Annotated in this window: 23 protein-coding genes and 1 pseudogene; 3 read left to right on the forward strand and 21 right to left on the reverse strand. The window is 41.3% G+C overall.

Going from position 1 to position 22,392, the window contains the following annotated elements; all coding sequences use genetic code 11:
* Nucleotides 1–799 precede the first annotated feature (799 nt).
* The 15 genes and pseudogenes from K1I80_RS08980 to K1I80_RS09050 form a co-directional block, all read right to left on the reverse strand.
* Nucleotides 800–2,527, reverse strand: coding sequence for a KAP family NTPase (locus K1I80_RS08980; protein WP_223339039.1), 1,728 nt, complete (start codon nucleotides 2,525–2,527; stop codon nucleotides 800–802).
* 7 nt (nucleotides 2,528–2,534) lie between these two features.
* A pseudogene (locus K1I80_RS12130) lies at nucleotides 2,535–2,609 on the reverse strand (hypothetical protein); the annotation flags it as partial.
* 973 nt (nucleotides 2,610–3,582) lie between these two features.
* Nucleotides 3,583–5,439, reverse strand: a complete 1,857-nt coding sequence (locus tag K1I80_RS08990) for a Cna B-type domain-containing protein (protein WP_223313633.1) — start codon at nucleotides 5,437–5,439, stop codon at nucleotides 3,583–3,585.
* Between the two features lie 465 nt (nucleotides 5,440–5,904).
* Nucleotides 5,905–7,527, reverse strand: coding sequence for a chaperonin GroEL (groL, locus tag K1I80_RS08995; RefSeq protein ID WP_002896724.1), 1,623 nt, complete (start codon nucleotides 7,525–7,527; stop codon nucleotides 5,905–5,907).
* Nucleotides 7,528–7,550: 23 nt separating this feature from the next.
* Nucleotides 7,551–7,832 (reverse strand): co-chaperone GroES, encoded by a 282-nt coding sequence (groES, locus tag K1I80_RS09000; protein WP_002898579.1) that lies wholly within the window; start codon nucleotides 7,830–7,832, stop codon nucleotides 7,551–7,553.
* 211 nt (nucleotides 7,833–8,043) lie between these two features.
* The gene (locus K1I80_RS09005) at nucleotides 8,044–8,334 is read right to left on the reverse strand and encodes a hypothetical protein (protein WP_002901670.1); all 291 of its coding nucleotides are present in this window, start codon (nucleotides 8,332–8,334) and stop codon (nucleotides 8,044–8,046) included.
* 12 nt (nucleotides 8,335–8,346) lie between these two features.
* Complete coding sequence (locus tag K1I80_RS09010; protein ID WP_002923061.1) at nucleotides 8,347–9,177, reverse strand: PTS system mannose/fructose/sorbose family transporter subunit IID; 831 nt, start codon at nucleotides 9,175–9,177, stop codon at nucleotides 8,347–8,349.
* 1 nt (nucleotide 9,178) lies between these two features.
* Entirely contained in the window at nucleotides 9,179–10,036 is an 858-nt protein-coding gene (locus K1I80_RS09015) for a PTS mannose/fructose/sorbose/N-acetylgalactosamine transporter subunit IIC (protein ID WP_111676703.1), read from the reverse strand.
* A 27-nt stretch (nucleotides 10,037–10,063) separates the two neighbouring features.
* Complete coding sequence (locus K1I80_RS09020; protein ID WP_002896729.1) at nucleotides 10,064–10,558, reverse strand: PTS system mannose/fructose/N-acetylgalactosamine-transporter subunit IIB; 495 nt, start codon at nucleotides 10,556–10,558, stop codon at nucleotides 10,064–10,066.
* Between the two features lie 43 nt (nucleotides 10,559–10,601).
* The gene (locus tag K1I80_RS09025; protein WP_002919851.1) at nucleotides 10,602–11,039 is read right to left on the reverse strand and encodes a PTS sugar transporter subunit IIA; all 438 of its coding nucleotides are present in this window, start codon (nucleotides 11,037–11,039) and stop codon (nucleotides 10,602–10,604) included.
* A 220-nt stretch (nucleotides 11,040–11,259) separates the two neighbouring features.
* Nucleotides 11,260–12,543: an ABC transporter substrate-binding protein gene (locus tag K1I80_RS09030; protein ID WP_125445445.1), complete on the reverse strand. Its 1,284-nt coding sequence runs from the start codon at nucleotides 12,541–12,543 to the stop codon at nucleotides 11,260–11,262.
* Nucleotides 12,540–13,223 (reverse strand): response regulator transcription factor, encoded by a 684-nt coding sequence (locus K1I80_RS09035; RefSeq protein ID WP_125445446.1) that lies wholly within the window; start codon nucleotides 13,221–13,223, stop codon nucleotides 12,540–12,542. The genes K1I80_RS09030 and K1I80_RS09035 overlap by 4 nt, the downstream gene beginning before the upstream one ends.
* Nucleotides 13,216–14,529: a sensor histidine kinase gene (locus tag K1I80_RS09040; protein WP_223311940.1), complete on the reverse strand. Its 1,314-nt coding sequence runs from the start codon at nucleotides 14,527–14,529 to the stop codon at nucleotides 13,216–13,218. Before K1I80_RS09040 ends, K1I80_RS09035 begins: the two co-directional genes overlap by 8 nt.
* Nucleotides 14,529–15,515, reverse strand: coding sequence for a substrate-binding domain-containing protein (locus tag K1I80_RS09045; RefSeq protein WP_223311941.1), 987 nt, complete (start codon nucleotides 15,513–15,515; stop codon nucleotides 14,529–14,531). The genes K1I80_RS09040 and K1I80_RS09045 overlap by 1 nt, the downstream gene beginning before the upstream one ends.
* A 277-nt stretch (nucleotides 15,516–15,792) precedes the next feature.
* Nucleotides 15,793–16,188: a single-stranded DNA-binding protein gene (locus K1I80_RS09050; protein ID WP_002896737.1), complete on the reverse strand. Its 396-nt coding sequence runs from the start codon at nucleotides 16,186–16,188 to the stop codon at nucleotides 15,793–15,795.
* A 128-nt stretch (nucleotides 16,189–16,316) separates the two neighbouring features.
* Between K1I80_RS09050 and K1I80_RS09055 the strand changes: the two genes are divergently transcribed.
* Entirely contained in the window at nucleotides 16,317–16,904 is a 588-nt protein-coding gene (locus K1I80_RS09055; protein ID WP_223313634.1) for a hypothetical protein, read from the forward strand.
* A 496-nt stretch (nucleotides 16,905–17,400) separates the two neighbouring features.
* Here the strand turns inward: K1I80_RS09055 and ytpR are convergent, their stop codons facing one another.
* Genes ytpR through K1I80_RS09070 form a run of 3 tightly spaced genes read right to left on the reverse strand, consistent with a single transcriptional unit; the run spans nucleotide 17,401 to nucleotide 18,643 of the window.
* On the reverse strand, nucleotides 17,401–18,027 hold the full coding sequence (ytpR, locus tag K1I80_RS09060; protein WP_223313635.1) for a YtpR family tRNA-binding protein: 627 nt from the start codon (nucleotides 18,025–18,027) through the stop codon (nucleotides 17,401–17,403).
* Nucleotides 18,024–18,359 carry a thioredoxin family protein gene (locus K1I80_RS09065; RefSeq protein WP_223313671.1) on the reverse strand — a complete coding sequence of 112 codons (336 nt, stop codon included), beginning with the start codon at nucleotides 18,357–18,359 and terminating at the stop codon, nucleotides 18,024–18,026. Before K1I80_RS09065 ends, ytpR begins: the two co-directional genes overlap by 4 nt.
* Entirely contained in the window at nucleotides 18,356–18,643 is a 288-nt protein-coding gene (locus K1I80_RS09070; protein WP_223313636.1) for a DUF4651 domain-containing protein, read from the reverse strand. The genes K1I80_RS09065 and K1I80_RS09070 overlap by 4 nt, the downstream gene beginning before the upstream one ends.
* Nucleotides 18,644–18,813: 170 nt before the next feature.
* Between K1I80_RS09070 and pepA the strand changes: the two genes are divergently transcribed.
* The gene (gene pepA / locus K1I80_RS09075) at nucleotides 18,814–19,878 is read left to right on the forward strand and encodes a glutamyl aminopeptidase (protein ID WP_223313637.1); all 1,065 of its coding nucleotides are present in this window, start codon (nucleotides 18,814–18,816) and stop codon (nucleotides 19,876–19,878) included.
* Nucleotides 19,879–19,997: 119 nt separating this feature from the next.
* Nucleotides 19,998–21,482 carry a DUF1846 domain-containing protein gene (locus K1I80_RS09080; RefSeq protein ID WP_223313638.1) on the forward strand — a complete coding sequence of 495 codons (1,485 nt, stop codon included), beginning with the start codon at nucleotides 19,998–20,000 and terminating at the stop codon, nucleotides 21,480–21,482.
* A 54-nt stretch (nucleotides 21,483–21,536) separates the two neighbouring features.
* Here K1I80_RS09080 and K1I80_RS09085 read toward each other — a convergent pair whose 3' ends face one another.
* From K1I80_RS09085 to K1I80_RS09095, 3 genes are read right to left on the reverse strand one after another with little or no spacing between them, the layout of a single operon-like run.
* Complete coding sequence (locus tag K1I80_RS09085; protein WP_223313639.1) at nucleotides 21,537–21,971, reverse strand: hypothetical protein; 435 nt, start codon at nucleotides 21,969–21,971, stop codon at nucleotides 21,537–21,539.
* Between the two features lie 9 nt (nucleotides 21,972–21,980).
* Nucleotides 21,981–22,145: a hypothetical protein gene (locus K1I80_RS09090; protein WP_002923047.1), complete on the reverse strand. Its 165-nt coding sequence runs from the start codon at nucleotides 22,143–22,145 to the stop codon at nucleotides 21,981–21,983.
* On the reverse strand, nucleotides 22,142–22,345 hold the full coding sequence (locus K1I80_RS09095) for a helix-turn-helix transcriptional regulator (protein WP_002910824.1): 204 nt from the start codon (nucleotides 22,343–22,345) through the stop codon (nucleotides 22,142–22,144). The genes K1I80_RS09090 and K1I80_RS09095 overlap by 4 nt, the downstream gene beginning before the upstream one ends.
* Nucleotides 22,346–22,392 lie beyond the last annotated feature (47 nt).

Genomic DNA, 22,392 nt, shown 5'->3' on the forward strand with positions numbered 1-22,392 from the left:
TATACACTTTATTTTATCTTACTTTCCAGTCTTCTCATGGCATAAAAAGGATTTTTTAAAAATCCGGCATAAAAGGGATAATTAAACCCTAAAATCCCCTTATGGCACAAAAGGAATTTTTCTCTGGCATAAAAAGGATTTTTTAAAAATCCGGCATAAAAGGGATAATTGAACCCTAAATCCCCTTATGGCGCAAAAGAATTTTTCCTGGCATAAAAAGGATTTTTTAAAAATTCGGCATAAAAGGGATAATTAAATCCTAAATCCCCTTATGACGCAAAAGAATTTTCCTGGCGTAAAAAGGATTTTTTAAAAATCCGGCATAAAAGGGATAATTAAATCCTAAATCCCCTTATGACGCAAAAGAATTTTCCTGGCGTAAAAAGGATTTTTTAAAAATCCGGCATAAAAGGGATAGTTGAACCCTAAATCCCCTTATGGCACAAAAGGAATTTTCCCCTGGCATAAAAAGGATTTTTTACCTCTGAAATATCTTCTGTCCGATTTTTGTCCGACTAATCCCCATTTTTTAACCCCTTTTATCACATTTTATTACACTTTAACATACTAAAAATACTGTTCTATCAACTTTTACAAAATTATCCCTAAAAATTCAAGGCATGCAGGGGGCATAGAAATATAGAGAAAAAGCCTTGATTTAAAAGGCTTTTTTGATGTCAAATTACTTTTTGTACCGAATAATTATAAAAGTTTACTTGTATTTGTTTTATAAATTTGTCTTTCTAAAAAATCAAGGTTTAAGATCTTGACTAAATAAAAATTTTATAATTATTGTTCTTTACTTTTGCCAGTGTTCTAACAACTCATATAATTTTTTAAGTAGATGATTAATTTTAAAGCTATCAACTTTATCTAATGTCTTATTCTTAGATAAATTATTGATTTCACAAATCATTTTTTTAACATCCTCTATCTCATCTTGATGATATTCGTATGAGTTACTGACTCTTAAGTATTCTGAATTTATAAAGGTTGCTAAATTGAATGCTTTGTTATTATGAGCTACAATCTTTGTAGGAAGCAAATTATGAGATAAGATACTTTCGAATACTTTGATTTCTTCAGACGGAGTATTTTCAATTATATATTTTTCTTTTTTATAATCTTCTTTAAAGATAGCATCAATCAGCTCTAAATTGTTATCTGAGTAGTGAGAAGCAAGTTTTTCTTCAATAGCTTCTTTTAAGCTGTTAATGTTTTTATTAGTAGATGAAGTATCCTCAAAAATAATGTCTTGGCGTAGACGATTTGCTTCTTCAATTGAGATATTTGTATTTGATAGCAATTGAGTTATTCTTAATATCAATTCTTCTAATTTATTTTTTTCTATTAATAATAGGTCAATTGTTTGAAAATAAGAAAACCGACGATATATGTCCACTACTTTTTCATATGTTATGTTTGGTTTATAACACTCATTTAACAATTGTTCTTGGATATTTAAAAGTTCTTTTTCAGAATAGTTGTAAAAATAATTCAATTTTTCATAATTTTCAATGCTACCATGTGGATAAAAACATTCATACCATTTATTCCTATAGTTATCATCATACCAAATTCCACTTACGACATAGGACATAATACCCTTAGAATAAATTATATAATCGTCGAATAATTTATTCTTCCGATGATATTTGCTTATTAAAATATGCCAATAATTTTTACCATCAAGTTCTCCAAAGATATAAAACATTCTGTCAAAGGCATGCAGCCCCAAAATTTTTAATTCTTCATTTTTAATATATCCTGATTTAAGTTCAGTTGTAAGAACATACACATTTAAAAATACTGACTTTAGATATTCATTACGATATTGTTCGTCAAATTCTGAAGGTTGTTCCTTAAATTTCCGTTCAATAAATTCAAAGTTATTTATGATACTAAGAACTGTTCTAATATTAATTTTGGAAATATCGTCAAAAATAGAAAAAATATCAATAATCCAATTTAGATTATCTATTAGAAAATCACTTGTTACAATGCCTTGTAATATTTCTTTTAGTAAAGACTCATCTTTAGAAAATTCAATGGTTTTACTAATAAATTTTTCTCTAATTTTCAAAAATTCCTCATAATTATCCATTTTAGTTTCATTTGAAATAATTAAGACTTTAAAATTGAACTTATCAATAATATCATTTGCTATAAATCCTAAAAAATCATGAAGTTCGATTTTTTTACTTAATCGTTCTAAATCATCAATAACTACTAGTATCGTTTTATCATTCTTCGCTAAAATACTTTGTATATATTTCTTTAGAACAACATCTGATAAAATACTTATAGAATTCAATACTAAATCGCTATTATTATTGATTCGTCTAAATATTGAAGTAATTTTATTACCGCTCTTAATTATAGAAAAATTATCAAGCTCTATTGCTAATTGTGATAATAGCTCCATTTTTAAGTTTTGCAAGTCATTATATCCATAAGACTGAAAAATAAATAACTCTAGCTTTAGTAGTAATTTTGGAATAATTATTAATAAAATAAGTTTTTCCACTTCCCCACTCGCCATCAATTTGTAAAGCATAGGGTTCTGGATTATCAATATAGTTATCAATAGCATTTGTTATATAGTCCATGTTATGCCACTCTCTTTTTTACTCCTATTATACCAAATTGTTATTTATTCTAGTGTCCCATAACATGGGGAAATTATTTTGCATCAATAGCTTTTGTAAGATTGTATCCTACTTACTGGTATATTACTTAGAGTTATTCCATCTCTATCACGTTTTTTACCGATTAGTTACAGAGAGGCTTAAAAGTTCCGCCTTGTTCATTTATGTACCGATCCGGCTTTTTCATGGTTTCGCTTGCTAGAATCAATTGTATCTATAAAATCGGCACCGTCATCCGTTTTCTGACTCAGAGAGCCGTTCGTATATTTCTGAGTCATATCATCTCGAATTTTAAAGATCTGATTTTTATTACCAATAATTGTCTGTTGGTTTAAGCTAATCATGCCAATAACTTCATCATTGAAGTTATTAGCATTTCTAGAATTTTAATCAAAGCTACCGTAAATATCTTATTTTACAAGGCTTTTTGTTTGTCTAATTTCGCTTTTTTTCAGCTCAATCATCTCCTTAAATTCAAAGTAGATTTTCCACAAAAAAATCCCCTTCCTTTAGATACAAGAAAGGAGGGGCATCGCATAGAAAAAACTACGAGAGAAGACTGAAGCAAAATATATTTGACGAAAACCTGATAAAGATGATCACACACCGAGCATATTCCTAAGGATGTCTTATAATTTTTTTAGTTTAGGAATTAAGAAAGATTATATATCAAGTTTTGATATGCCTCACGCTTGCATATCCAAGCGGCTTTCCCCGTAGTTCTGAGCAACTAATTTGTTCTAGGAAACATCTTAGTTGCTTTTTATTTTAAAACAACTATATTACGGAACATCACAGTCTGGATTAACAAAAGGATACAAGATAGTGACTGATTGTAAAAAAGCATTCTTATTTCTGCTTTCTAAAAAACGGCTACTGGTAATCTAGGTTTGGAGTAAAAAATCTCTGTCCCTCAAAGGAACAGAGATGAAATTTATTTCTTCTTCGCACGGAAGACAATGAAGCCTACCAAGCCTACTAGAGCTACTCCAGCAGCAATCATGATCCAGCTAGCATTCTCACCCGCTTTAGGGAGAACTTTCTTGGTTCCAACATTAGAGGCATTTCCTCCGCCAGTACCATCGTCTGATTCGATGATCACAACAGTACTTCCTGTAGTGCTGCTTGAGCTAGAAGTCGTGCTACTGCTGCTTGAGCTACTTGAACTGCTTGAACTAGAGCTGCTCTTAGAGCTATTGTCCGAGCTAGGTTTCGGTGGTTGCGGAACTCCTGGAACTGGTGTATTGGTAATGTTCATACCATCAACAGTGGCTGTATAACCATAAACACGATCTTCAGTAACTGAGTAGACAATATCTTTTCCATCTTCACCAGTCGCTGGCAAGTCAGTGAACTGATACTTCCACTCACCCTTATCATTCGGACCAACTTCTTTATGAGCGACTTCAACGCCATTTGCATAGAGACGAACGGTAATCTTGTCTGGACGTTTGCCATCTTTATTGTTGTCATCATTCCATGTCTTGGTACCTGAAGCGGTAATCAATGCCTTACGGTTTGTAAAGTCTTTGTAAATAATACCAGAGCCATAATTCTTGAGCTGAGCGGCATTGACCTGAATCTCTTCATCTGACAGTTGGTAACCTTCTGGTGCCTTGGTTTCCTTAATCAGATAATGCTCCTTAATCAAGTTGCTGAAAGAAGCAATCCCATTAGCATCACTGGTTGCTTTTTGAACAATTGTCACACCATCTTCATCATACAATGTGAATTCAGCACCTGCCAAGGCTTTACCAGCTTCGTCTTTTTTAGTCACCTGCACACCATAGACATCTCCATGTGCATAGCCGTTTGCACGTTGGTAGCGGACAGCAACCGAAGATTTTTGTTCTTCAATATTATCTGCTCGCATGATTGCTTCGTTCGGGAAAAGTGTTCCATCAGTCGGAACTGTAGGGAAGTTGACACGATAGCGAACATAAAAGCCTTCGTTGGCACCGATATGCCCCATGTTAATGGTAAAGGAACGCTTGTCAGCAGCAAGATTAATCGTATAATTTGCTGTCACATCCTCGCGTTGCTGGCTTAGTCGGTAAGAGTTATCAGCCGGGTCAACAACCCATGAGCCTTTAAGAATTTGGAAGCTGTTGAGATCAATTTCTCCGGTATTAAAGCCCAGAGTATCTGAAATAACAACATTATCTAGTTCTTGATTTTGTTGGTTGATATTCAGACTGTAAGTAATGCTCTTGATATTATCCGCATTATTCCAGCCGTATTTTATGAAAGTATAAGGAGTTGCTTGGCCAGGAAGACCTTTGTAGTCAATTTTTCCATATTCAACAATCTTCTTACCAACGATAAGTTTCAGAGGAATAGAGCCTTTATCTCTAGCTACTGTATGATCAACGCGAGCTAAAAGATGAACTTTTCCTTCAATATGAGAGCGAGTCAGGACATAGTCTGTATAAGTCAGTGTAAGCTGTTTAGAGCTTGCATCAACCACAGCTGTCGCTACGAGATTGCCGTCATCATCTTTGACTTCAAAATCAGCTCCCTCCAAGGCAAATTCAGCAGGAAGTCCAATGGTCGTAGTATCTCCTGGCTGAACCTTGCCATAATTAAAGGCAAAGTTTGCGTCAATTTGGAATTTTTCCCAAGGGGAAAGGCCGTCAGTCAGTTCTTCACCCTTTTGATTGTAAACATTTACTGAGGTGATAACATCGTCTACCGTGTTAGCTCTGGCAGATTGACTGCTAGAAAACAGGCTAAAGAGGAGCACAAAGGCTACTGAGAAAAAGCGCGCAATAGTATGAGATATTCTTTTCATAAATAATCCCTCCGTTTTTTTCCTTTTTTCCTTTTTATCGAACATGTAAAAATATTAAAATTTCTTTACATTTCCAATATACTACATATATTAGACTAGCATACGATTGACTATAAGTCAACTATTTACCTTTACCAGTTCAGCTTTTGTCAACAATGTGTAAACCAGTTTATTTCTCCAAAAACCTTGTCATATAAGAATTGAAAACCGTTTCCTCCGTCATCTTCTTGTATTTTCTTGAAACAAAAATGTAATATTTTGTCACGTAATAAATGAACAAATATGAATTATATGACCATAAATATTTATATATATAAATTTGTTTTTAAAAGCAAGCATAATTATTAATGCTTGCTACATAACTAGTCACAATAAAAAAACTGAACAAATCTGCTCAGTTTTCTAATTGATTAATATAAGACAAAGATTATACCTAATTTATACGAATATATAATCCATTATTTTCTACATCATACCGCCCATCATGCCTGGATCCATAGCTGGAGCTGGGCTAGCTGGTTCTGGTTGATTAGCTACTACTGCTTCGGTTGTCAAGATAAGGCTAGCAACAGAAGCAGCATTTTGCAAGGCTGAACGAGTCACCTTAACTGGGTCAATGATTCCTGCCTCAATCATGTTAACCCATTCGCCAGTCGCGGCATTAAAGCCTGTACCAACTTCAGAGTTTTTCAGACGGTCAATGACGATTGAACCTTCAAAGCCTGCATTCAGAGCGATTTGACGGACAGGCTCTTCCAAGGCGCGGAGAACGATGTTACGACCAGTCGCTTCATCCCCTGCCAACTCAAGACCTGCGACAGCGTCCAGTACGTTGATATAGGCAGTACCACCACCTGAGACGATTCCTTCTTCTACCGCTGCACGAGTTGCATTAAGGGCATCTTCGATGCGGAGTTTCATTTCTTTGAGTTCTGTTTCGGTTGCAGCTCCAACCTTAATCACAGCTACACCACCGGACAATTTAGCCAGACGTTCTTGCAGTTTTTCACGGTCAAACTCAGAAGTGCTGCTTTCAATCTGCGACTTAATAACTGCCACACGGTTAGCAATGGCTTCAGGATTACCAGAACCTTCCACAATCACAGTGCTGTCCTTATCAACAGTGACTTTAGAAGCTTGTCCAAGCGCTTCAATCGTAGCATCTTTGAGCTCTAGGCCAAGATCATCTGTAATCACTGTACCGCCCGTCAAGATAGCGATATCTTCCAACATAGCCTTACGACGATCGCCAAAGCCTGGTGCCTTAACAGCTACGACATTAAAGGTTCCGCGAATCTTGTTAAGAACCAATGTTGGCAGAGCTTCACCGTCCACATCATCCGCAACGATCAAGAGCGGACGATTGGTTTTCAAAATGTTTTCCAATAATGGCAGAATCTCTTGAATGTTAGAAATTTTCTTGTCAGTAATCAAGATGTAAGGATTGTCCAGTTCGGCTACCATTTTTTCATTGTCAGTTACCATATATTGAGACAAGTAGCCGCGGTCAAACTGCATTCCTTCAACTACATCCAGCTCAGTTTCCATCCCTTTGGACTCTTCAATGGTAATAACGCCGTCATTGCCAACTTTTTCCATAGCTTCTGAGATGTACTCGCCGACTTTCTCGCTGCGAGAAGAAACGGCAGCAACCTGAGCAATAGCTTCCTTGTTGGAAACTGGCACTGAGTTAGATTTCAGAGCTTCAACAGCTGTCGCAACGGCTGCTTCAATCCCGCGGCGGATACCGATTGGATTAGCACCAGCTGTAACATTTTTAATCCCTTCGCGGACGATAGCCTGCGTCAAAACTGTTGCTGTTGTTGTTCCGTCACCAGCGATATCGTTGGTTTTTGAAGCTACTTCTGACACCAGCTTAGCGCCCATGTTTTCAAAATGGTCTTCCAGTTCGATTTCCTTGGCAATGGTCACACCGTCATTGGTGATAAGGGGTGAACCAAAGGATTTTTCCAAAACGACGTTGCGACCTTTAGGACCCAAAGTTACCTTGACAGTATTTGCTAAGATGTCAACTCCACGAACCATACTGCTTCTTGCATCTGCTGAAAATTTAATATCTTTTGCCATTTTATTATTCCTCTCTTCTAATCTTACTCGACAACTGCTAGAATATTGGCTTCACTGACTAAGAGATAAGCCTCATCTCCATCCTTGACTTCCACGCCTGCGTGATTTTCTACGAGAACCTTGTCCCCTTCCTTAACGCTTAGGGCTACTAGCTCACCGTTCAAAGTACGAATACCTTGACCGACTGCGACAACTTCTGCTGTCTTAGTCGCTGCTTGGCCGTTGCCTGCAATGACAAATCCGCCAACTTTCTGCTCTTTTTCTTCTACTTTTAAGACCACACGGTCTCCTAATGGTTTTAACATAGTTTTCCTCCAAAGATTGAATTTTTAGCACTCTAAACTATCGAGTGCTAATCTATAGTTATTATTTTATCACTTGGTCAGAAATAGTCAAGAAAAAAACCGGCTAGATGAAAGAAAAATTTTATTTTTTTGCTTTACTTGCTCCTAGAGCCAAAGAAAAAAAACAAGTCCGAGCTAAAATCCTCTCAGACTTGTCTTTAGGGGGGAATGTCTATCTTGCAAGTTTTAGTTTTGCTTCAAAATCATCAATCACTTTTTGCAGATTTAGGCGTCCTCTATAGATACCATAGCCAAACAAAAGCATAGCTAAGATACCTAGTAGAGCTAGGACGATTCCTGCAATCAGCGCTAGGAGATTGGTCTCATGAAAGAGATAAATCAGAACAAGACCGATGCTGGCAATGGCAAAGAAGAGACTAAACCAGCGTCCTAGATTTTCAATCATATGCTTCTGGTAGTGAATTTCTGTTTCATAGCCTTGAATCAATTCTTGTTCTGTCATGATCTTCTCCTTTTAATATTTCAATCCTGGGTTGAAGAAACCAACTAATACACCAACAAAAGCAACTACAACGAGGATGAGCATAACCTTGATTGGAGAAAAGTTTTTCTTCGCCATCAGCCACCAACAGAAAACGATAAAGAGTGCTGTCAAGAGACCAGGGTAGACACCATCTAACTGATCTTGCATGACCAAAAATGCTTTACCAGATGAATCTTTCAATTGGAAAGCCGTTTTTACTGGAACCCAAGTAGCAGCAACTGCTCCGATAACCATACCACCAACGATAGATACTGATTTACGGATAGCCTGTCCTTGAGGACCTACCAAAAATTCAACAGCCTTATCACCTAATTCATAACCTTTGAAATAGGCAAATTTCATACCTGCATAAGCAAGTAAATTCCATACTACGATGTAGAAGATTGCACCTAGAGGTGAACCGCCATTAGAGAGTCCTAGGGCAATCCCTAGAATAATCGGAATCAAGGTACCAACAATAAGGGAATCCCCAATACCTGCAACCGGTCCCATAAGACCAGCCCGCAGTCCATTTATAGTTTCATCATCAACTCCATCAGCACCATTGGCACGTGCTTCTTCAAGACCAGCTGTAATCCCAACAATCAAAGCTCCCAGCTGAGGTTCTGTATTAAAGAAAGCAGTATATGTTTGCATAGCCTTTGCCTGCTCTTCTTTATCCTTATAAAGCTCCTCCACCACTGGCAACATAGAAGCTAAATAACCAAAGGTCTGCATGTGTTCTTGTGAAAAACATGTTAGATTCCCATAGTACCAATGATGGAAAGATTTGCCTAAAGTTTTTCTCGTTAATTTCACCATCTTAAATATCCTCCTCATCATCGTCTTCAATAAAATCTGCATTTGTTCCCGCAGTAGCTTGCGCTCTTATATTTTTAGCCATTTGAATTTCATAAAACAGAACAGCGAAAATCAGAGAAACAACAGCACAAGAAACAAGATTCAGACCCAGAGAAGCAGCCAATGTAAAACCGACAAAGAAAGGAATGAAATCAACAGCTTTTTCAACAATTTGTTTTAAAAGGATAGCGATTCCGACACACGGAAGCAGTGAACCAACTGTAAAGAGAGTTTTCATAGGAATTCCATCCAACGGTAGGGCTGATTTCAAAGTTGTTACAGCCTCAGCACCTAGTTTACACATGATGAGTGTAGGCAGGAATGAAAAAACCAAGTGTGAAATCCAAGGGAAACCCCAATCGACTACATATAGCTTTTTAAAATCCTTTTTTTCTACTGCTTTCCAACCAATATGCTGCCAAAGCAGATTCATAGTTGCTGTACCATAGAAGAGTACTGTACCAACTGTTCCTACCAGAGTTCCCATTGATTTTGCAAGGTTTGCCGCATCAGCAGAATCTAAAGTTAAACCTTGTGTCTTAATGGCAACCATAGCAAGTGGAATCCCGATGTAAGAAACAGCTCGCACATCAGCAGAGACAGTACCACCAGGAGTGACCAAAGCGATGTAAACCAATTGCATAGCAACTCCACAAACAATACCGAGCTTAATATCTCCTAAGATAAGACCAGATATTAAACCTCCTACTAAGGGACGTCCTAATGTATAGTTACCAATAGATGTACCACCTAAACCAGGCATAGATGACAAACATGCAAATAATCCCAGTAAAGCGGCTTGCAGCCAAGAAATTGTCATAATAGACTCTCCTTTTCATTATTGTAATTAAAAACCAAATTTAGACTTGAAATCGCTCCAGTAACCGATGGAAACATCAGGCAAGAGCTGGAATTTGACTTTGTAGCCAGCTTTTTCAATCGCTTCAATCGCTTCTGCCTCTTCCTGAGTTATGGACTGGTTGTTGCCCAGCTTAACAGCTCCCGGACGGTCATTAGCAGGACCGACGATGATTTCCTTAACATCCCCAGGTACAAAACCTTGGTCCACTAGGATTTCCTTCATATCTACAGGATTTTTCGTAATGAGGAAATAACGGCTGTCTGACTCGGTGACCTTGCCTGATTTTTCCTTGAAGGCTTCCTTGGTCCAAACAAAAGTCTTCTTGTCAGAAGCTCCCTTGTAGGCCTGAATCAAAACCTTGTTTCCTGCCGCAGCATTATTAACTGCAATCAAGCCATCACAAGGGTATTCCTTAGCCCAGCGAGTGACTGTTTGACCGTGGATCATGCGGTCGTCAATCCGTACAAATGATACTGTCATCTTTAAAATCTCCTTTTATCTTTTATAATGTATAGCGGAAGCACTAAATGTCATCTTCATCTTCGTCAGCTGCATCACTTACGACTTCAAATTCCTGCAAAGCAGCTGTGGCCTCGGAAAGGATGGCCTGAGCCAGCTCTTTTCCGTCCAAGATGTCTTTCATAACCAAGCCAGTAAGTCCCATGGTCAGGTTCAAACCTCCCAAGATAACTGCTGAGTCGAGCTTACCCATGTCAGCTAAGACGCTAGCTGCTGTCGTCAGAGGACTGCCTCCTACAATATCAGCCAGAACTAAGACACTGTCATCAGCGCTTAAGCCAGACAAGGCCTGAGTAAAATCAACTGCAAAATCATCAACTGACTTACCTTCCTGAAGACCGACCGCAATCACCTGATCCGTCTTGTCTCCAGCAAACATCTTCAAGGAACTCTGCACGCCTGCAGCCAGTCCCCCATGGCTGACCAGTACAAGGTATTTCATCTTTCCTGCCTCCTTTATCCTTCAACTTCTTAGCCAAGTCAGGCTTTAGATGACGAAGGATTTATTGATGATTTTATTGTACAGAATATGGAACCGGTTTCATATTGTCAAATGTCACTTTGCCCAGATGACATTTGTTAGGAAAAATATGACATTTGTCATATTGGTCTAGGCAGCTGTACTTTTTCTGACTTAATTAGCAATAAAAAAAGAAAGCAGATTATTTTCCGCTTTCTATTTCTCTTTGAATGCTAGGCAAGGCACTGTCAATCTCTTGATTCTGCATAGCATTTTGAATCAGATAGTCCATCCGGTCCATGGTATGACGGTCTACTTCTAGACTGATATCAATGATGGAGCGATTCAGCATGTGGTCTAGCCTCTCAGAAGTCAAGGAATCCAAGCCAAAATCATCTGCCTGTAAAATTTCTCTAGCCTGTTGACTTTTCACCACAGATGGTAAGACTGAGGTCCCCTGCGATTTTTCAAACAAGGCCTGCTGGCTTTCTTTATCTTGTGACAGCAAGAGCATAAATTCCCAAGCCAGCTTCTCTTGCTTGGTATTGGAAGACATGGCAAAGAGCGAGGTCTTGACCTGTGTTCCCATCACCTGGCTATTGGCTGTTGGCATCGGGATACAGGTCCAAGAAAAGCTAGAATACTTGGCAACATGGTATGGGTAAGGCTTGTAGGTCCGATACTGAGCCAGACTCATAGGATAGAAGGCCACTCGTCCCTCATCAAAGTCATTCGAAGTCACCTTATAATGCTGGCTGAGCATGTCTAGCTTGCTCATAAAGGCCAAGGCTTGGTGCATCTCTGAGCTGTCTACATTGATACCGGATTTATCGGTAAGATGGCCGCCGTAAGCTACCAGAGCTTGCTGCCAAGTGTAATCCGTAATACCGTACTGATCCACCACACCATCGCCATTGGTATCCTTGGTTACTTTCTTGCAAATCTCATAGAAATCCGCCAGGGTCCAACCTGACTCAGGAATGCTAATTCCTTCTTTTTCAAGCAAGTCTTTATTGACACACATCATGATGGGATTGCTCTCAACTGGAAGGGCATAGCTGACTCCCTGATATTGCCCAGCTTCATAAGCCACCGGATAAAAGGCTGTCCGTTCATCATCCGTTAGGAGGGTATCCAAGGATTTAAGCGCGCCAGTCGAAGCCAACATGCTAAAGTCGTTTTCTGGTACCATAAAGAGATCTGGCTGCTCGCCTTTCAAGACTTGCTCTGCCAGCCAGTCAGCATAATCATTCTTGGGAATACCGCTTTCATAAACGACCTTGACATGAGGATGCGTCTTTTCAAATTTTTTAATCAGGCTGTCCAAGACCTTGTTTTCGCGGCTGTTAGGCACATCCCAGCTAGAGCCAGCATAGACCCCGATACGCAGGACTTTTTCCTGAGCTGAAGCCCAAAAGACAAAAGCCAGAGCAACAGATATGATTAGGACAACCAGCAGGGCCAAATGTCTTAGTCTCCACTTCATTTGTCGCTTTCCTTACTAAAATCTCTCTGGGTGGCTCCGGTCTGCACAGCCCAGATAGCCAGCTGGGTTCGGTCGCGCAAGTTGAGCTTGGCTAGGATACCCGACAGGTAATTTCGGACTGTCCCTTCTGATAGAAAAAGCTTGGCTGCAATTTCTTTATTCGAAATCCCAAAGCCAATCTGCTGGATAATCTTCCACTCCGTCCGGCTCATGTCCTCTATATTTTCCTCCGTCACTGTAATAGCAAAGTTGGACTGGGCCATCTGTGAAAAGATTTTGAAAACCTTGGTGGCAATATTGGGATTGATCATGGCTCCGCCCCGATAGACTGTCTGAATGGCTTCGTGAAGCTCTTCTGTCGAAACCCCTTTGAGAATATAACCAGACGCACCGTATTTGAGAGCGGAGAAGATAAATTCATCGTCATCAAAGGTCGTAAGAATAATAATCTTAACATCTGGATACTGCTCCTTGACAGCCTTGGTACAGAGAACACCGTCCATGACTGGCATGCGAATATCCATCAAAATCACATCTGGGCGTACCCGATGAAGCTTTTCCAGCACTTCCTTGCCGTCTCCAACTGTCCCGACTACCTCAATATCTGCGTGGGCAGACAGAATGATTTGCAGAGACTCGCGAATCAAGGCCTGATCGTCTGCTATTAAAACCTTAATCATGTCTTCCTCCTATTTTTGGGATTTCGATATGCGTGTAGAAACCGTCCCGATTTTCAAAGCAGACGCTCCCGCCAATAATCATTAGGCGCTCCTGCATCTGCTTGAGGCCATAGCCATAGTGGAGTTCATCAAAGCCAACACCATCATCCTGAATGGTCATTACATAGGACTCTTCCTCCAACAGCTCAATCCAGATAGTCTTGGCATGCCCATGGCGGACAGAGTTGGTAATAGACTCCTGAATCACCCGGAAGACAATGTCTTCCTTGGCGATATCCAAGTCAATATTATCCCATTCGTAGCGGAGATGAATCTCCAAATTGGAGATAGCTTCATACTCACGGATAATCTTAATCAGAGCTTCCTTCAAAGTGTTATTTTCCAGAGCTCCCGGTCGCATCTTATTGAGCGAGCCTCGGACATCACGAATACCGTCTCGAACGACGACCGAGACATTATTGAGCTGCTCCTTAGCCCGATTGGTATCAATATCAACCAAGACCTTGACCGCATCAATACCCGCTGAAATTCCTGTCAGGGCATGGCCCAATGTATCGTGAATCTCTCTGGCAATACGCTTCCGTTCTCGGTCTTCTGCTATTTTTTCGGACAAGGCCAGATAAGAGTTTAGCTCGCGATTGGCCTGAGAAGCCATGCGCAGCTCTTCCTCAATCCGATGACGCTCTGTAATAGCTGACAAGATATAGAAGAGCAAGGAAATCATAAAGACGACGATATTTAAAGAATAGAGGAAATTCTTACCAAAAAGCAGTAACAGCCGGACGGACTCTGGGTAAAACCGAATATAGGTATCCAGCGAAGGCAACTTGATAAAGAGCGACATGAGGTCATAGTTGGACAAGAGCAGCATGCTAAAGCTCAAAATAATGAAAGAAAACCAATACTTCTTGTCCTTGGAAGAATTGAACTCCTTAGAGCCATAGAAAATATCCGCAAACACCAAGAGGATCAAGCCATTGTAGGACGAGTGTAAGACAGAAAAGATGACCAGCATGAGCAGGATTTCAATAATGGTCGCCTTGTCATAGACGGACAGCTGATTGGGGTGGCGCTCGCGATAGTACATGACCAAAAGCAGGCAGGCATACAGGCTAATTGATACCCAGAAAATCAAGCTGGGAGAGCCCGGAATAGCATCCAAACGCTCCAAAAGCGAGTGACTGAAGCCCTTAGCTGCTACATAGTTGGTCGCAAAGAGATAGATGGACGCATTATAGACAATGGCAACCAGATTGATGACCATCAGGGCTATTTTGCTGTAAAATATACTTTTTTGAGGTCTCATTATTGCCACCCTGTAACTGTGTATTGACTGATATTATCCCTGTTGACTAAGTGAACTGGAATCAGGTATTGGCTGTCGTAGGATTTCCCCTCTTGCATCAGCTCAATTACCTGCGCCACCTTGCGTCCCATCTGAATGGGCGATTGGGCCACGGTTCCCTCTATATCGCTAGTCGTAGCCAGAAAGTTTTTGATATCTGGTGAACCATCCACGCCATAGATTGAGATTTTCTTATCAAGACCTTGATTTTTAATAGCAGCCAAGGCCCCGATGGCTGCTCGATCATTGAGCGCCATAACTACATTAAAGTCTAAACCTTCATCCAGAGCCCCTTTGACCTGCGGCATGGTTTCCTCAGTCTGGCCTAGTGTTTCTTTCTGGGAAATAATCTTGTAGCTAGGCTGTTTTTCAATCGTATCAATAAATCCCTGAATCCGGTCCATGGCCGAGACGGCATTGCGGTGCTCTAGAAGGAGAATATTGGCAGAAGGCAGACGCTTCATCATGTCCTGGGCAATCAGGACGCCTGCTTGGTAGTTATCAGACACAATGGTCGTATCCACTTTTACATCCTGACTGATAGGCGCATCCACTACGATGATTTTAATACCAGCTTTCTTGGCCTTTTGAAGAGCGGAAATAATACTTGGACTATTGCTTTTTACCGGATTGATGACAATGACATCAACCTTTTCTCGGACAAAAAAGTCAATCTGCTGGCTCTGCTTACCCTCATCCAGCTCAGGATCCCGAACGTAGATCCGGCTGCCCTGCTGGTTGGTTTTCTTCTCCAGCTCCGCATTTAAGGTCTTGTAAAAGTCATTGTTCATGGTCATGTAGGTCACCCCAATCTTGACCTGCTTCTCATCTGGCAGAACGCCCTTGAAATAAACAAAAAGCAAACCCAAGATAAGCAGAATGAAAAGCGGCCAGAAAGCCTTCTTCTGATAATGCTGTATCCGTTTTTTGACCTTAGCTGATACCATTTTTCACCCCCTATGCCGTAAGCGCCTTTATGAAACATATAGGATTATTATATTACAAAGCCGCCAAAAAGCAAAATCTTTCCAGAAATGGCAATAAAAAAGGCGAGACAGAATCTAAAAAATCCATGATTTTTGATTCTTAGTCCCACCTCGACAATCATAATTAAACTTTTAAAAGCTTGATAGAAATAGACTTTCAGTCAAACAGATCTTGCATCCTGCAAAACTGAATGATGAATTTTTAGAGCAAGGTCATTTCCCAGTCTTTGCTTCTTGCTTAAAAGGGAAGTTCCTCTTCTTCCAACACTAAATCTGCCAAATCAGCTCCGCTATTATTTTCACGCAGAGCGCGCTGGGCCCGACTTTCCAGGAGCTGGAAGCTATGACAGAGCACTTCTGTCACATAATGAGTCGCCCCCTCCTTCTCATAGCGACGAGTCCGTAGCTCTCCATCCAGAGAAATCAAGCTGCCCTTACTTGCATAGCTAGCTAAAGTCTCAGCTAGACGCCCCCAGACAACCACATTTACAAAATCCGCCTCACGCTCACCGCTCTGAGATTTATAACGGCGATTAACCGCGACCGTTGCACGAGCCACAGATTTTTCATTCGCAGTCTTGTGCAGTTCAGGTGTAGCCGTCAGCCGGCCGATTACAATTACTTTATTATACATTTTATATCCTCCTAACTTATCATTCGTAAAAGGAGGCAAAAAGTGAAAAAAATGTGGTATAGTAAAGATAAAAAAGAAAGTTGCAGTTTCTGCCCCTTTTCTACTAGATTTGTACGACGGAGGCTCCGATGACCATTAAACATTCGCCTGTGAAAAATATTCTTTTTATCCTGATTTCTCTGTGGTTCGGAGGTTTTTCTGCCTGGGCTGCCGTAGACTACCTGACTAGCTCCAACCCCTACAAAGACACTAGTTTCTTTGTCATTAGTCTGCTGGTTGCTGCTTTCTTCTTACTGCTCCTTATCTTTGCTATTCGCAGGCTAACCATTCATGCGACTATCCTCTCCTTTGACCACGACTATGTGACCTACCACTATAGCGGACTCTTATCAGCTGCCACCTACTGCATTCCTATGCAGCAGATTAGTCATGCTCGCTACAGCCGAGACAGTGAAGAATCCGAGATTAGTCTTTGGATGGAGGACGGCTTCCATGACTTTGCAGCCTTTAACCATCCCCGTCATAAGATTTATGCCTATCCTGATAGCCAACTCATCGGTATTGTTTTCAAGAGAAAACGCCTCAAATTATTGGAAGACCACGGCCTAAACAGCCTTATCTACCAATACAAATACAGTACTCCGAGCCAGATTCCCACAGCCACTCCTCAATCATCAACCGACTCGCAAAGCAATAGCGACAGCGTCTTCTTTTGAGACAGTGTGGTGATTGGTAAGACAAATCACTTTAGATTACGGAGGATATCTAATGAGCTATATAGTTTTTGTTTATTCCATTTTTTTATTATTTTCAACCTATTTCGCTTATAAAAAGAAAATGGGCAGTTCCAAAATCTCATTAATCATCAGTTCGTTTTTATTTTTCCTAACCCTTCTGAATTTATTTTTCTTCAATTTTTTACTGAAAACTTTAATATCCATTCTTTTAATTTTGACCTCAGTAAGTTTTTTCCATGACAGAAAAATAAGTAAGAAGCAGATTCATTATACTCATCATTGTGTTAGATTGATTTTTCATCTGTTAATCATTTATTTTCTCTACCATTAGCATGAGATAGATTTATAACGCTAAATTTATTACTATAAAAAAGAGCGAAACGACTACACAAATCGTTTCGCTCTTTTTTATATTTCGGCTGTTATAGGGTACATCGCCTATTTCTGAGTTTTTTAGAATGTTAAATCCTATCCCTTATCCCTGCCAATGCTTGGATGGGTCAAAGGCGGTTCCAACTAGTTCGCTATCGGATAATTCAATGATGCCGCGTTTTTGAGGCGCATTAGGTAACTGAAGTTCCCGTGGGCTGCACATCATCCCAAAACTCTTTTCGCCTCGAAGTTCTCCCGGGAAAATCAAATTCCCTTTCGGCATCATAGCACCTGGCAGAGCCACAATCGTTTTGAGGCCGACTTTGGCATTAGGAGCGCCAGCCACGATTTGAACGGTCTTATCAGCAGCTACCTGCACTTGGCAGATATTCAGGTGATCACTATCTGGATGAGCTACCATATCAACAATTTCTCCAACCACAAACTTCGGCTGGCTGTCATTAACCAAGTCCGCTGGGAAGCCTTCCTTGCTCAGCTCCTGATTGAGAATAGCCACTTGCTCATCTGTCAAAAAGACCTGTCCGCGCTCTGCAATTTCAAAAAGGTCAGACTGCTCAAAAATATTCCAAGCTACTGTATGGCCATTATCTTCACGGTAAACACGCGCTACCCGTCCCTTGCGCTCAGCCGCCAGTTTAGCCCCTTGATTGTCCGCAGCAATAATCATCAACACGTCGCCGACATATTCTTTATTATAGGTAAAAATCATTTTACGCTCCCTTTTTCTCTTATACTAGCTAAAAATTCATTGATTTGGCCCTTGGTCTTGCGTTCACGATTGACCAAACGGCCAATCTCCTGTCCCTTTTCCAGCACTACTAAACTGGGAATCCCGTAAATGTCCCACTCTTTGGCCAGATCCAAATAGGCATCACGGTCCACTTGGATAAAGCGATAGTCAGGATTTTCAGCTTCTATCTCTGGCAGAAAAGGTCTGATAAATCGGCAATCTCCGCACCAGCCAGCCGTGAAAAAGAAGACAGTCTTCTCCCCATCATTGACATAAGAAGCCAATTCCTCTATATTTACAGGAAAAATTATGCTTCTTCCTCGTAGCTTAGCTGACCATTTTCATAGACAAAAGCAAAATGACGGTCGTCCTCTAGGACCAGACCGCCAACCAAGCGGTCATCTGTGGACTCGTAGAGCTTGACATAAAGGCAGGAAATAGTACCCTGACTGGAAAAGAAATCTCGCACAAGCTCGACGATTTCCTCCCGATTACGCAGTCGTTTCTGCTCCTGTACGACTTTGGCTGCCCCAAAAGCCAGCGCTCCAGCCCCCAAAAGGACGGTTGTGGTTAAAATGATTTTTTTAGCTTTCATGTAGAATATTTTAACACAAAAGAGCAGAGGCGACAAACAATATTCCAGATTTTCCTGGGAGAAGCTGGATTCTTGGGCGGGCAGTCCTCTTGACTCAGGCAAGCTATAAGATTTTCCTACTCATTTACCGCAAAAAGTGATAAAATAGGGGGCAGAAAGAAGGTAAGTTTATGACAACATTATTTTCAAAAATCAAGGAAGTAACAGAGCTTTCTGCTATTTCAGGTCACGAGGCACCTGTTCGCAGCTACCTGCGGGAAAAACTTACTCCCCATGTCGATGAGGTTGTCACCGACGGCCTGGGCGGTATCTTTGGGGTACGCCATGCAGAAGCTGAAAATGCTCCCCGTGTATTGGTAGCGGCCCACATGGACGAGGTTGGCTTTATGGTCAGCGAGATCAAAACTGACGGGACCTTCCGCGTAGTGGAAATCGGCGGCTGGAATCCGCTGGTCGTTAGCAGCCAACGCTTCAAACTTTTTACCCGTGAAGGTCGGGAAATTCCCCTTATCTCAGGCTCAGTCCCTCCTCATCTGACGCGCGGATCTGGCGGACCAGTTATGCCACAGATTGCAGATATTGTCTTTGATGGTGGCTTTGCGGATAAGGCAGAAGCCGAAAGCTACGGCATCCGTCCAGGAGACACTATCGTGCCAGACAGCTCTGCTATTCTCACAGCAAACGGCAAGAACATCATCTCCAAAGCCTGGGACAATCGCTACGGCGTCCTTATGGTCAGCGAATTGGCTCAAGCCTTGTCTGGTCAACCACTAGACAGCCAACTCTATGTCGGTGCCAATGTTCAAGAAGAGGTTGGCCTGCGTGGTGCCCATGCTTCAACGACAAAATTTGCACCTGAGGCCTTTCTGGCTGTGGACTGCTCCCCAGCGGGCGACATCTATGGCGGTCAAGGTGCCATTGGCGACGGAACGCTGATTCGCTTCTTTGACCCTGGTCATCTCATGCTGCCAGCTATGAAGGACTTCCTCTTGACAACTGCTGAGGAAGCCGGTATCAAGTATCAATACTACTGCGGCAAGGGCGGAACGGATGCTGGTGCTGCCCATCTCCAAAGCGGCGGCGTACCATCTACCACCATTGGTGTCTGTGCCCGCTACATCCATTCCCACCAAACCCTCTATGCCATGGACGATTTCCTGCAAGCCCAAGCTTTCTTGCAAGCGCTGGTCAAAAAGCTGGATCGCTCAACGGTGGACACGATTACCAACTATTAATCTCAAAAGGCAGCCCGTTACTCATTCGGGCTGCTATCTCTTTTGTCTGATACTTCCCCTTTCAACTTTCCAATTTGAAGAAAATTTTGTTATAATGCTTAGCAGAGGTGAAAATATACATGAAAAAAATTGCTTTTGATTCTGAGAAATACTTAAACCTGCAGCGCGACCATATCTTGGAGCGTATTAATCAATTTGAGGGCAAACTTTACATGGAATTCGGCGGTAAAATGCTGGAAGACTTCCATGCTGCCCGCGTCTTGCCAGGCTATGAGCCGGACAATAAAATCAGACTGCTCAAAGAGCTCAAGGACCAAGTAGAGATTGTCATTGCTATCAATGCCAACAACATTGAGCACTCTAAGGCGCGTGGTGATTTGGGCATTTCCTACGACCAGGAAGTTCTGCGACTAATCGATACCTTTAACGAGCTGGATATTTATGTAGGCTCAGTGGTCATCACCCAGTATTCCGGTCAGCCGGCAGCTGATCTCTTCCGCAGCCAGCTGGAAAAGAATGGCATTGCCTCCTATATCCACTACCCAATCAAGGGCTATCCGACCGACATGGACCATATCATCTCACCTGAAGGTATGGGGAAAAACGACTACATCAAAACCAGCCGTAATCTAGTCGTAGTGACCGCACCTGGTCCTGGTTCTGGTAAATTGGCTACTTGCTTGTCCAACATGTACCACGACCAAATCAATGGCATCAAATCAGGCTACGCCAAGTTTGAAACCTTCCCAGTTTGGAATCTGCCCCTGCACCATCCTGTCAATTTAGCTTATGAGGCAGCGACAGCAGACCTGGACGATGTCAACATGATTGATCCATTCCACCTGCAAACCTATGGTAAGACTACAGTCAACTACAACCGTGATATTGAAATTTTCCCAGTCCTCAAGCGTATGCTGGAGCGCATCCTAGGCAAATCACCCTATGCTTCTCCAACAGATATGGGTGTCAACATGGTCGGCTTTGCCATTGTAGACAATGATGCAGCTATCGAGGCATCCCAACAGGAAATCATCCGTCGCTACTACCAGACGATTCTGGACTTCAAGGCGGAGCGCGTTCCTGAATCTGCTGTCAAGAAAATCGAACTTTTGATGAACGACTTGGGCATCACACCGCTGGACCGTAAAGTAACAGTTGTTGCGCGCGATAAAGCTGAAAGCACTAGCGAGCCAGCTCTGGCCTTGGAATTGCCAAACGGTAAAATCGTAACCGGTAAGACCTCTGAACTCTTTGGTCCTACGGCAGCTGTCTTGATTAATGCCATTAAGAAATTAGCCAATATTACCAAAGAAACCAAGCTGATTGAGCCTGAGTATGTCAAGCCAATCCAAGGCCTGAAAATCAATCATCTGGGCAGCCGCAATCCGCGCCTCCACTCAAACGAAATCTTGATGGCTCTGGCAATCACAGCCATGGAAAATCAAGATGCGGCAAATGCCATGCAACAACTAGGTAATCTCAAGGGCAGCGAGGCCCACTCCACTGTCACTCTGACTGATGAAGACAAAAACGTCCTGCGTAAGTTGGGCATCCATGTAACCATGGACCCCGTTTACCAGTATGATCGACTCTATAGAAAATAAAAACAAGCTCTGTTAAAAGCTTGTTTAGAAAGCTGGCTTCGCCAGCTTTTTTTGTTAATAACGCTTAGATAGGAGAAAACGCAAGAGATAGTAAAGTCCCAAAACCAGGATAATGGTCACGGTCAGAAACTGATTGAGACTTAAGATGATTGGGAAAATCATGGACAGGACACTCAAGCATGCTGCCAGCAGCAAAAGAATATTAAAAAGTAGAGTGCGAGTCTTTTCGTCAATCATGCGATTGCGCTCATCAGTCACCTGAATGTAGAGCTTATCAAAATTTTCTTCCCGTCTTAGGGCCAGATTATACCGAATGGTCATCAAAGAAAGCCCCAGCAGGATGCCGACCATGACTCCTTCCTGCTGATCATCCAGAGAATGAAAATGGCTCCAGGCCAGTCCTACCAAGATGATTAAGATTAAGATACGCCCCACGATAACTTTCCTTTGAAGTTTTTTCCTAAATTCTTGTTTCGTTAGTGTTTCCATGTCAGCCTCCTATTTTTCATACGCTTGAAAAATTTTCAAAATCACCACAATCAGGAAAATTCCCACAAAAGGCAGGATTTCCTTAGGGATAAAATTGGCTTGCAAATGGAGATAAGATAAGCCAACCACCACCAAAATAGCCAATATCCATTTACACAAATAAGTCCATTTCATGATTCATCCTCCTCAAAGAGAAAAACTTCTTCAATCCTTAAATCGAAAAAGGATGCAATTTTATGAGCCAAAAGCAGCGAAGCATTGTAGCGGCCTTTTTCCAAAGAAATAATCGTTTGTCTCGTAACTTCTAGCTTCTCAGCCAGTTCCTCCTGGCTGAGCTTTTTTCTTTTTCGCAATTCTTGAATTCGATTTTCCAAGGCTGCCTCCTTTTCACAATGTAAAACAAACCTTACTTTTCAAATAT

The sequence above is a fragment of the Streptococcus sanguinis genome, from assembly GCF_019929225.1.
Taxonomy (GTDB): Bacteria; Bacillota; Bacilli; order Lactobacillales; family Streptococcaceae; genus Streptococcus; species Streptococcus sanguinis_J.

Excerpts from the sequence above, each read along its gene's own strand:
- K1I80_RS08990 (WP_223313633.1), bottom strand. The coding sequence starts at position 5,439 with ATGAAAAGAATATCTCATACTATTGCGCGCTTTTTCTCAGTAGCCTTT.
- groL (WP_002896724.1), bottom strand. The coding sequence starts at position 7,527 with ATGGCAAAAGATATTAAATTTTCAGCAGATGCAAGAAGCAGTATGGTT.
- groES (WP_002898579.1), bottom strand. The coding sequence starts at position 7,832 with ATGTTAAAACCATTAGGAGACCGTGTGGTCTTAAAAGTAGAAGAAAAA.
- K1I80_RS09005 (WP_002901670.1), bottom strand. The coding sequence starts at position 8,334 with ATGACAGAACAAGAATTGATTCAAGGCTATGAAACAGAAATTCACTAC.
- K1I80_RS09010 (WP_002923061.1), bottom strand. The coding sequence starts at position 9,177 with ATGGTGAAATTAACGAGAAAAACTTTAGGCAAATCTTTCCATCATTGG.
- K1I80_RS09015 (WP_111676703.1), bottom strand. The coding sequence starts at position 10,036 with ATGACAATTTCTTGGCTGCAAGCCGCTTTACTGGGATTATTTGCATGT.
- K1I80_RS09020 (WP_002896729.1), bottom strand. The coding sequence starts at position 10,558 with ATGACAGTATCATTTGTACGGATTGACGACCGCATGATCCACGGTCAA.
- K1I80_RS09025 (WP_002919851.1), bottom strand. The coding sequence starts at position 11,039 with ATGAAATACCTTGTACTGGTCAGCCATGGGGGACTGGCTGCAGGCGTG.
- K1I80_RS09030 (WP_125445445.1), bottom strand. The coding sequence starts at position 12,543 with ATGAAGTGGAGACTAAGACATTTGGCCCTGCTGGTTGTCCTAATCATA.
- K1I80_RS09035 (WP_125445446.1), bottom strand. The coding sequence starts at position 13,223 with ATGATTAAGGTTTTAATAGCAGACGATCAGGCCTTGATTCGCGAGTCT.
- K1I80_RS09040 (WP_223311940.1), bottom strand. The coding sequence starts at position 14,529 with ATGAGACCTCAAAAAAGTATATTTTACAGCAAAATAGCCCTGATGGTC.
- K1I80_RS09045 (WP_223311941.1), bottom strand. The coding sequence starts at position 15,515 with ATGGTATCAGCTAAGGTCAAAAAACGGATACAGCATTATCAGAAGAAG.
- K1I80_RS09050 (WP_002896737.1), bottom strand. The coding sequence starts at position 16,188 with ATGTATAATAAAGTAATTGTAATCGGCCGGCTGACGGCTACACCTGAA.
- K1I80_RS09055 (WP_223313634.1), top strand. The coding sequence starts at position 16,317 with ATGACCATTAAACATTCGCCTGTGAAAAATATTCTTTTTATCCTGATT.
- ytpR (WP_223313635.1), bottom strand. The coding sequence starts at position 18,027 with ATGATTTTTACCTATAATAAAGAATATGTCGGCGACGTGTTGATGATT.
- K1I80_RS09070 (WP_223313636.1), bottom strand. The coding sequence starts at position 18,643 with ATGAAAGCTAAAAAAATCATTTTAACCACAACCGTCCTTTTGGGGGCT.
- pepA (WP_223313637.1), top strand. The coding sequence starts at position 18,814 with ATGACAACATTATTTTCAAAAATCAAGGAAGTAACAGAGCTTTCTGCT.
- K1I80_RS09080 (WP_223313638.1), top strand. The coding sequence starts at position 19,998 with ATGAAAAAAATTGCTTTTGATTCTGAGAAATACTTAAACCTGCAGCGC.
- K1I80_RS09085 (WP_223313639.1), bottom strand. The coding sequence starts at position 21,971 with ATGGAAACACTAACGAAACAAGAATTTAGGAAAAAACTTCAAAGGAAA.
- K1I80_RS09090 (WP_002923047.1), bottom strand. The coding sequence starts at position 22,145 with ATGAAATGGACTTATTTGTGTAAATGGATATTGGCTATTTTGGTGGTG.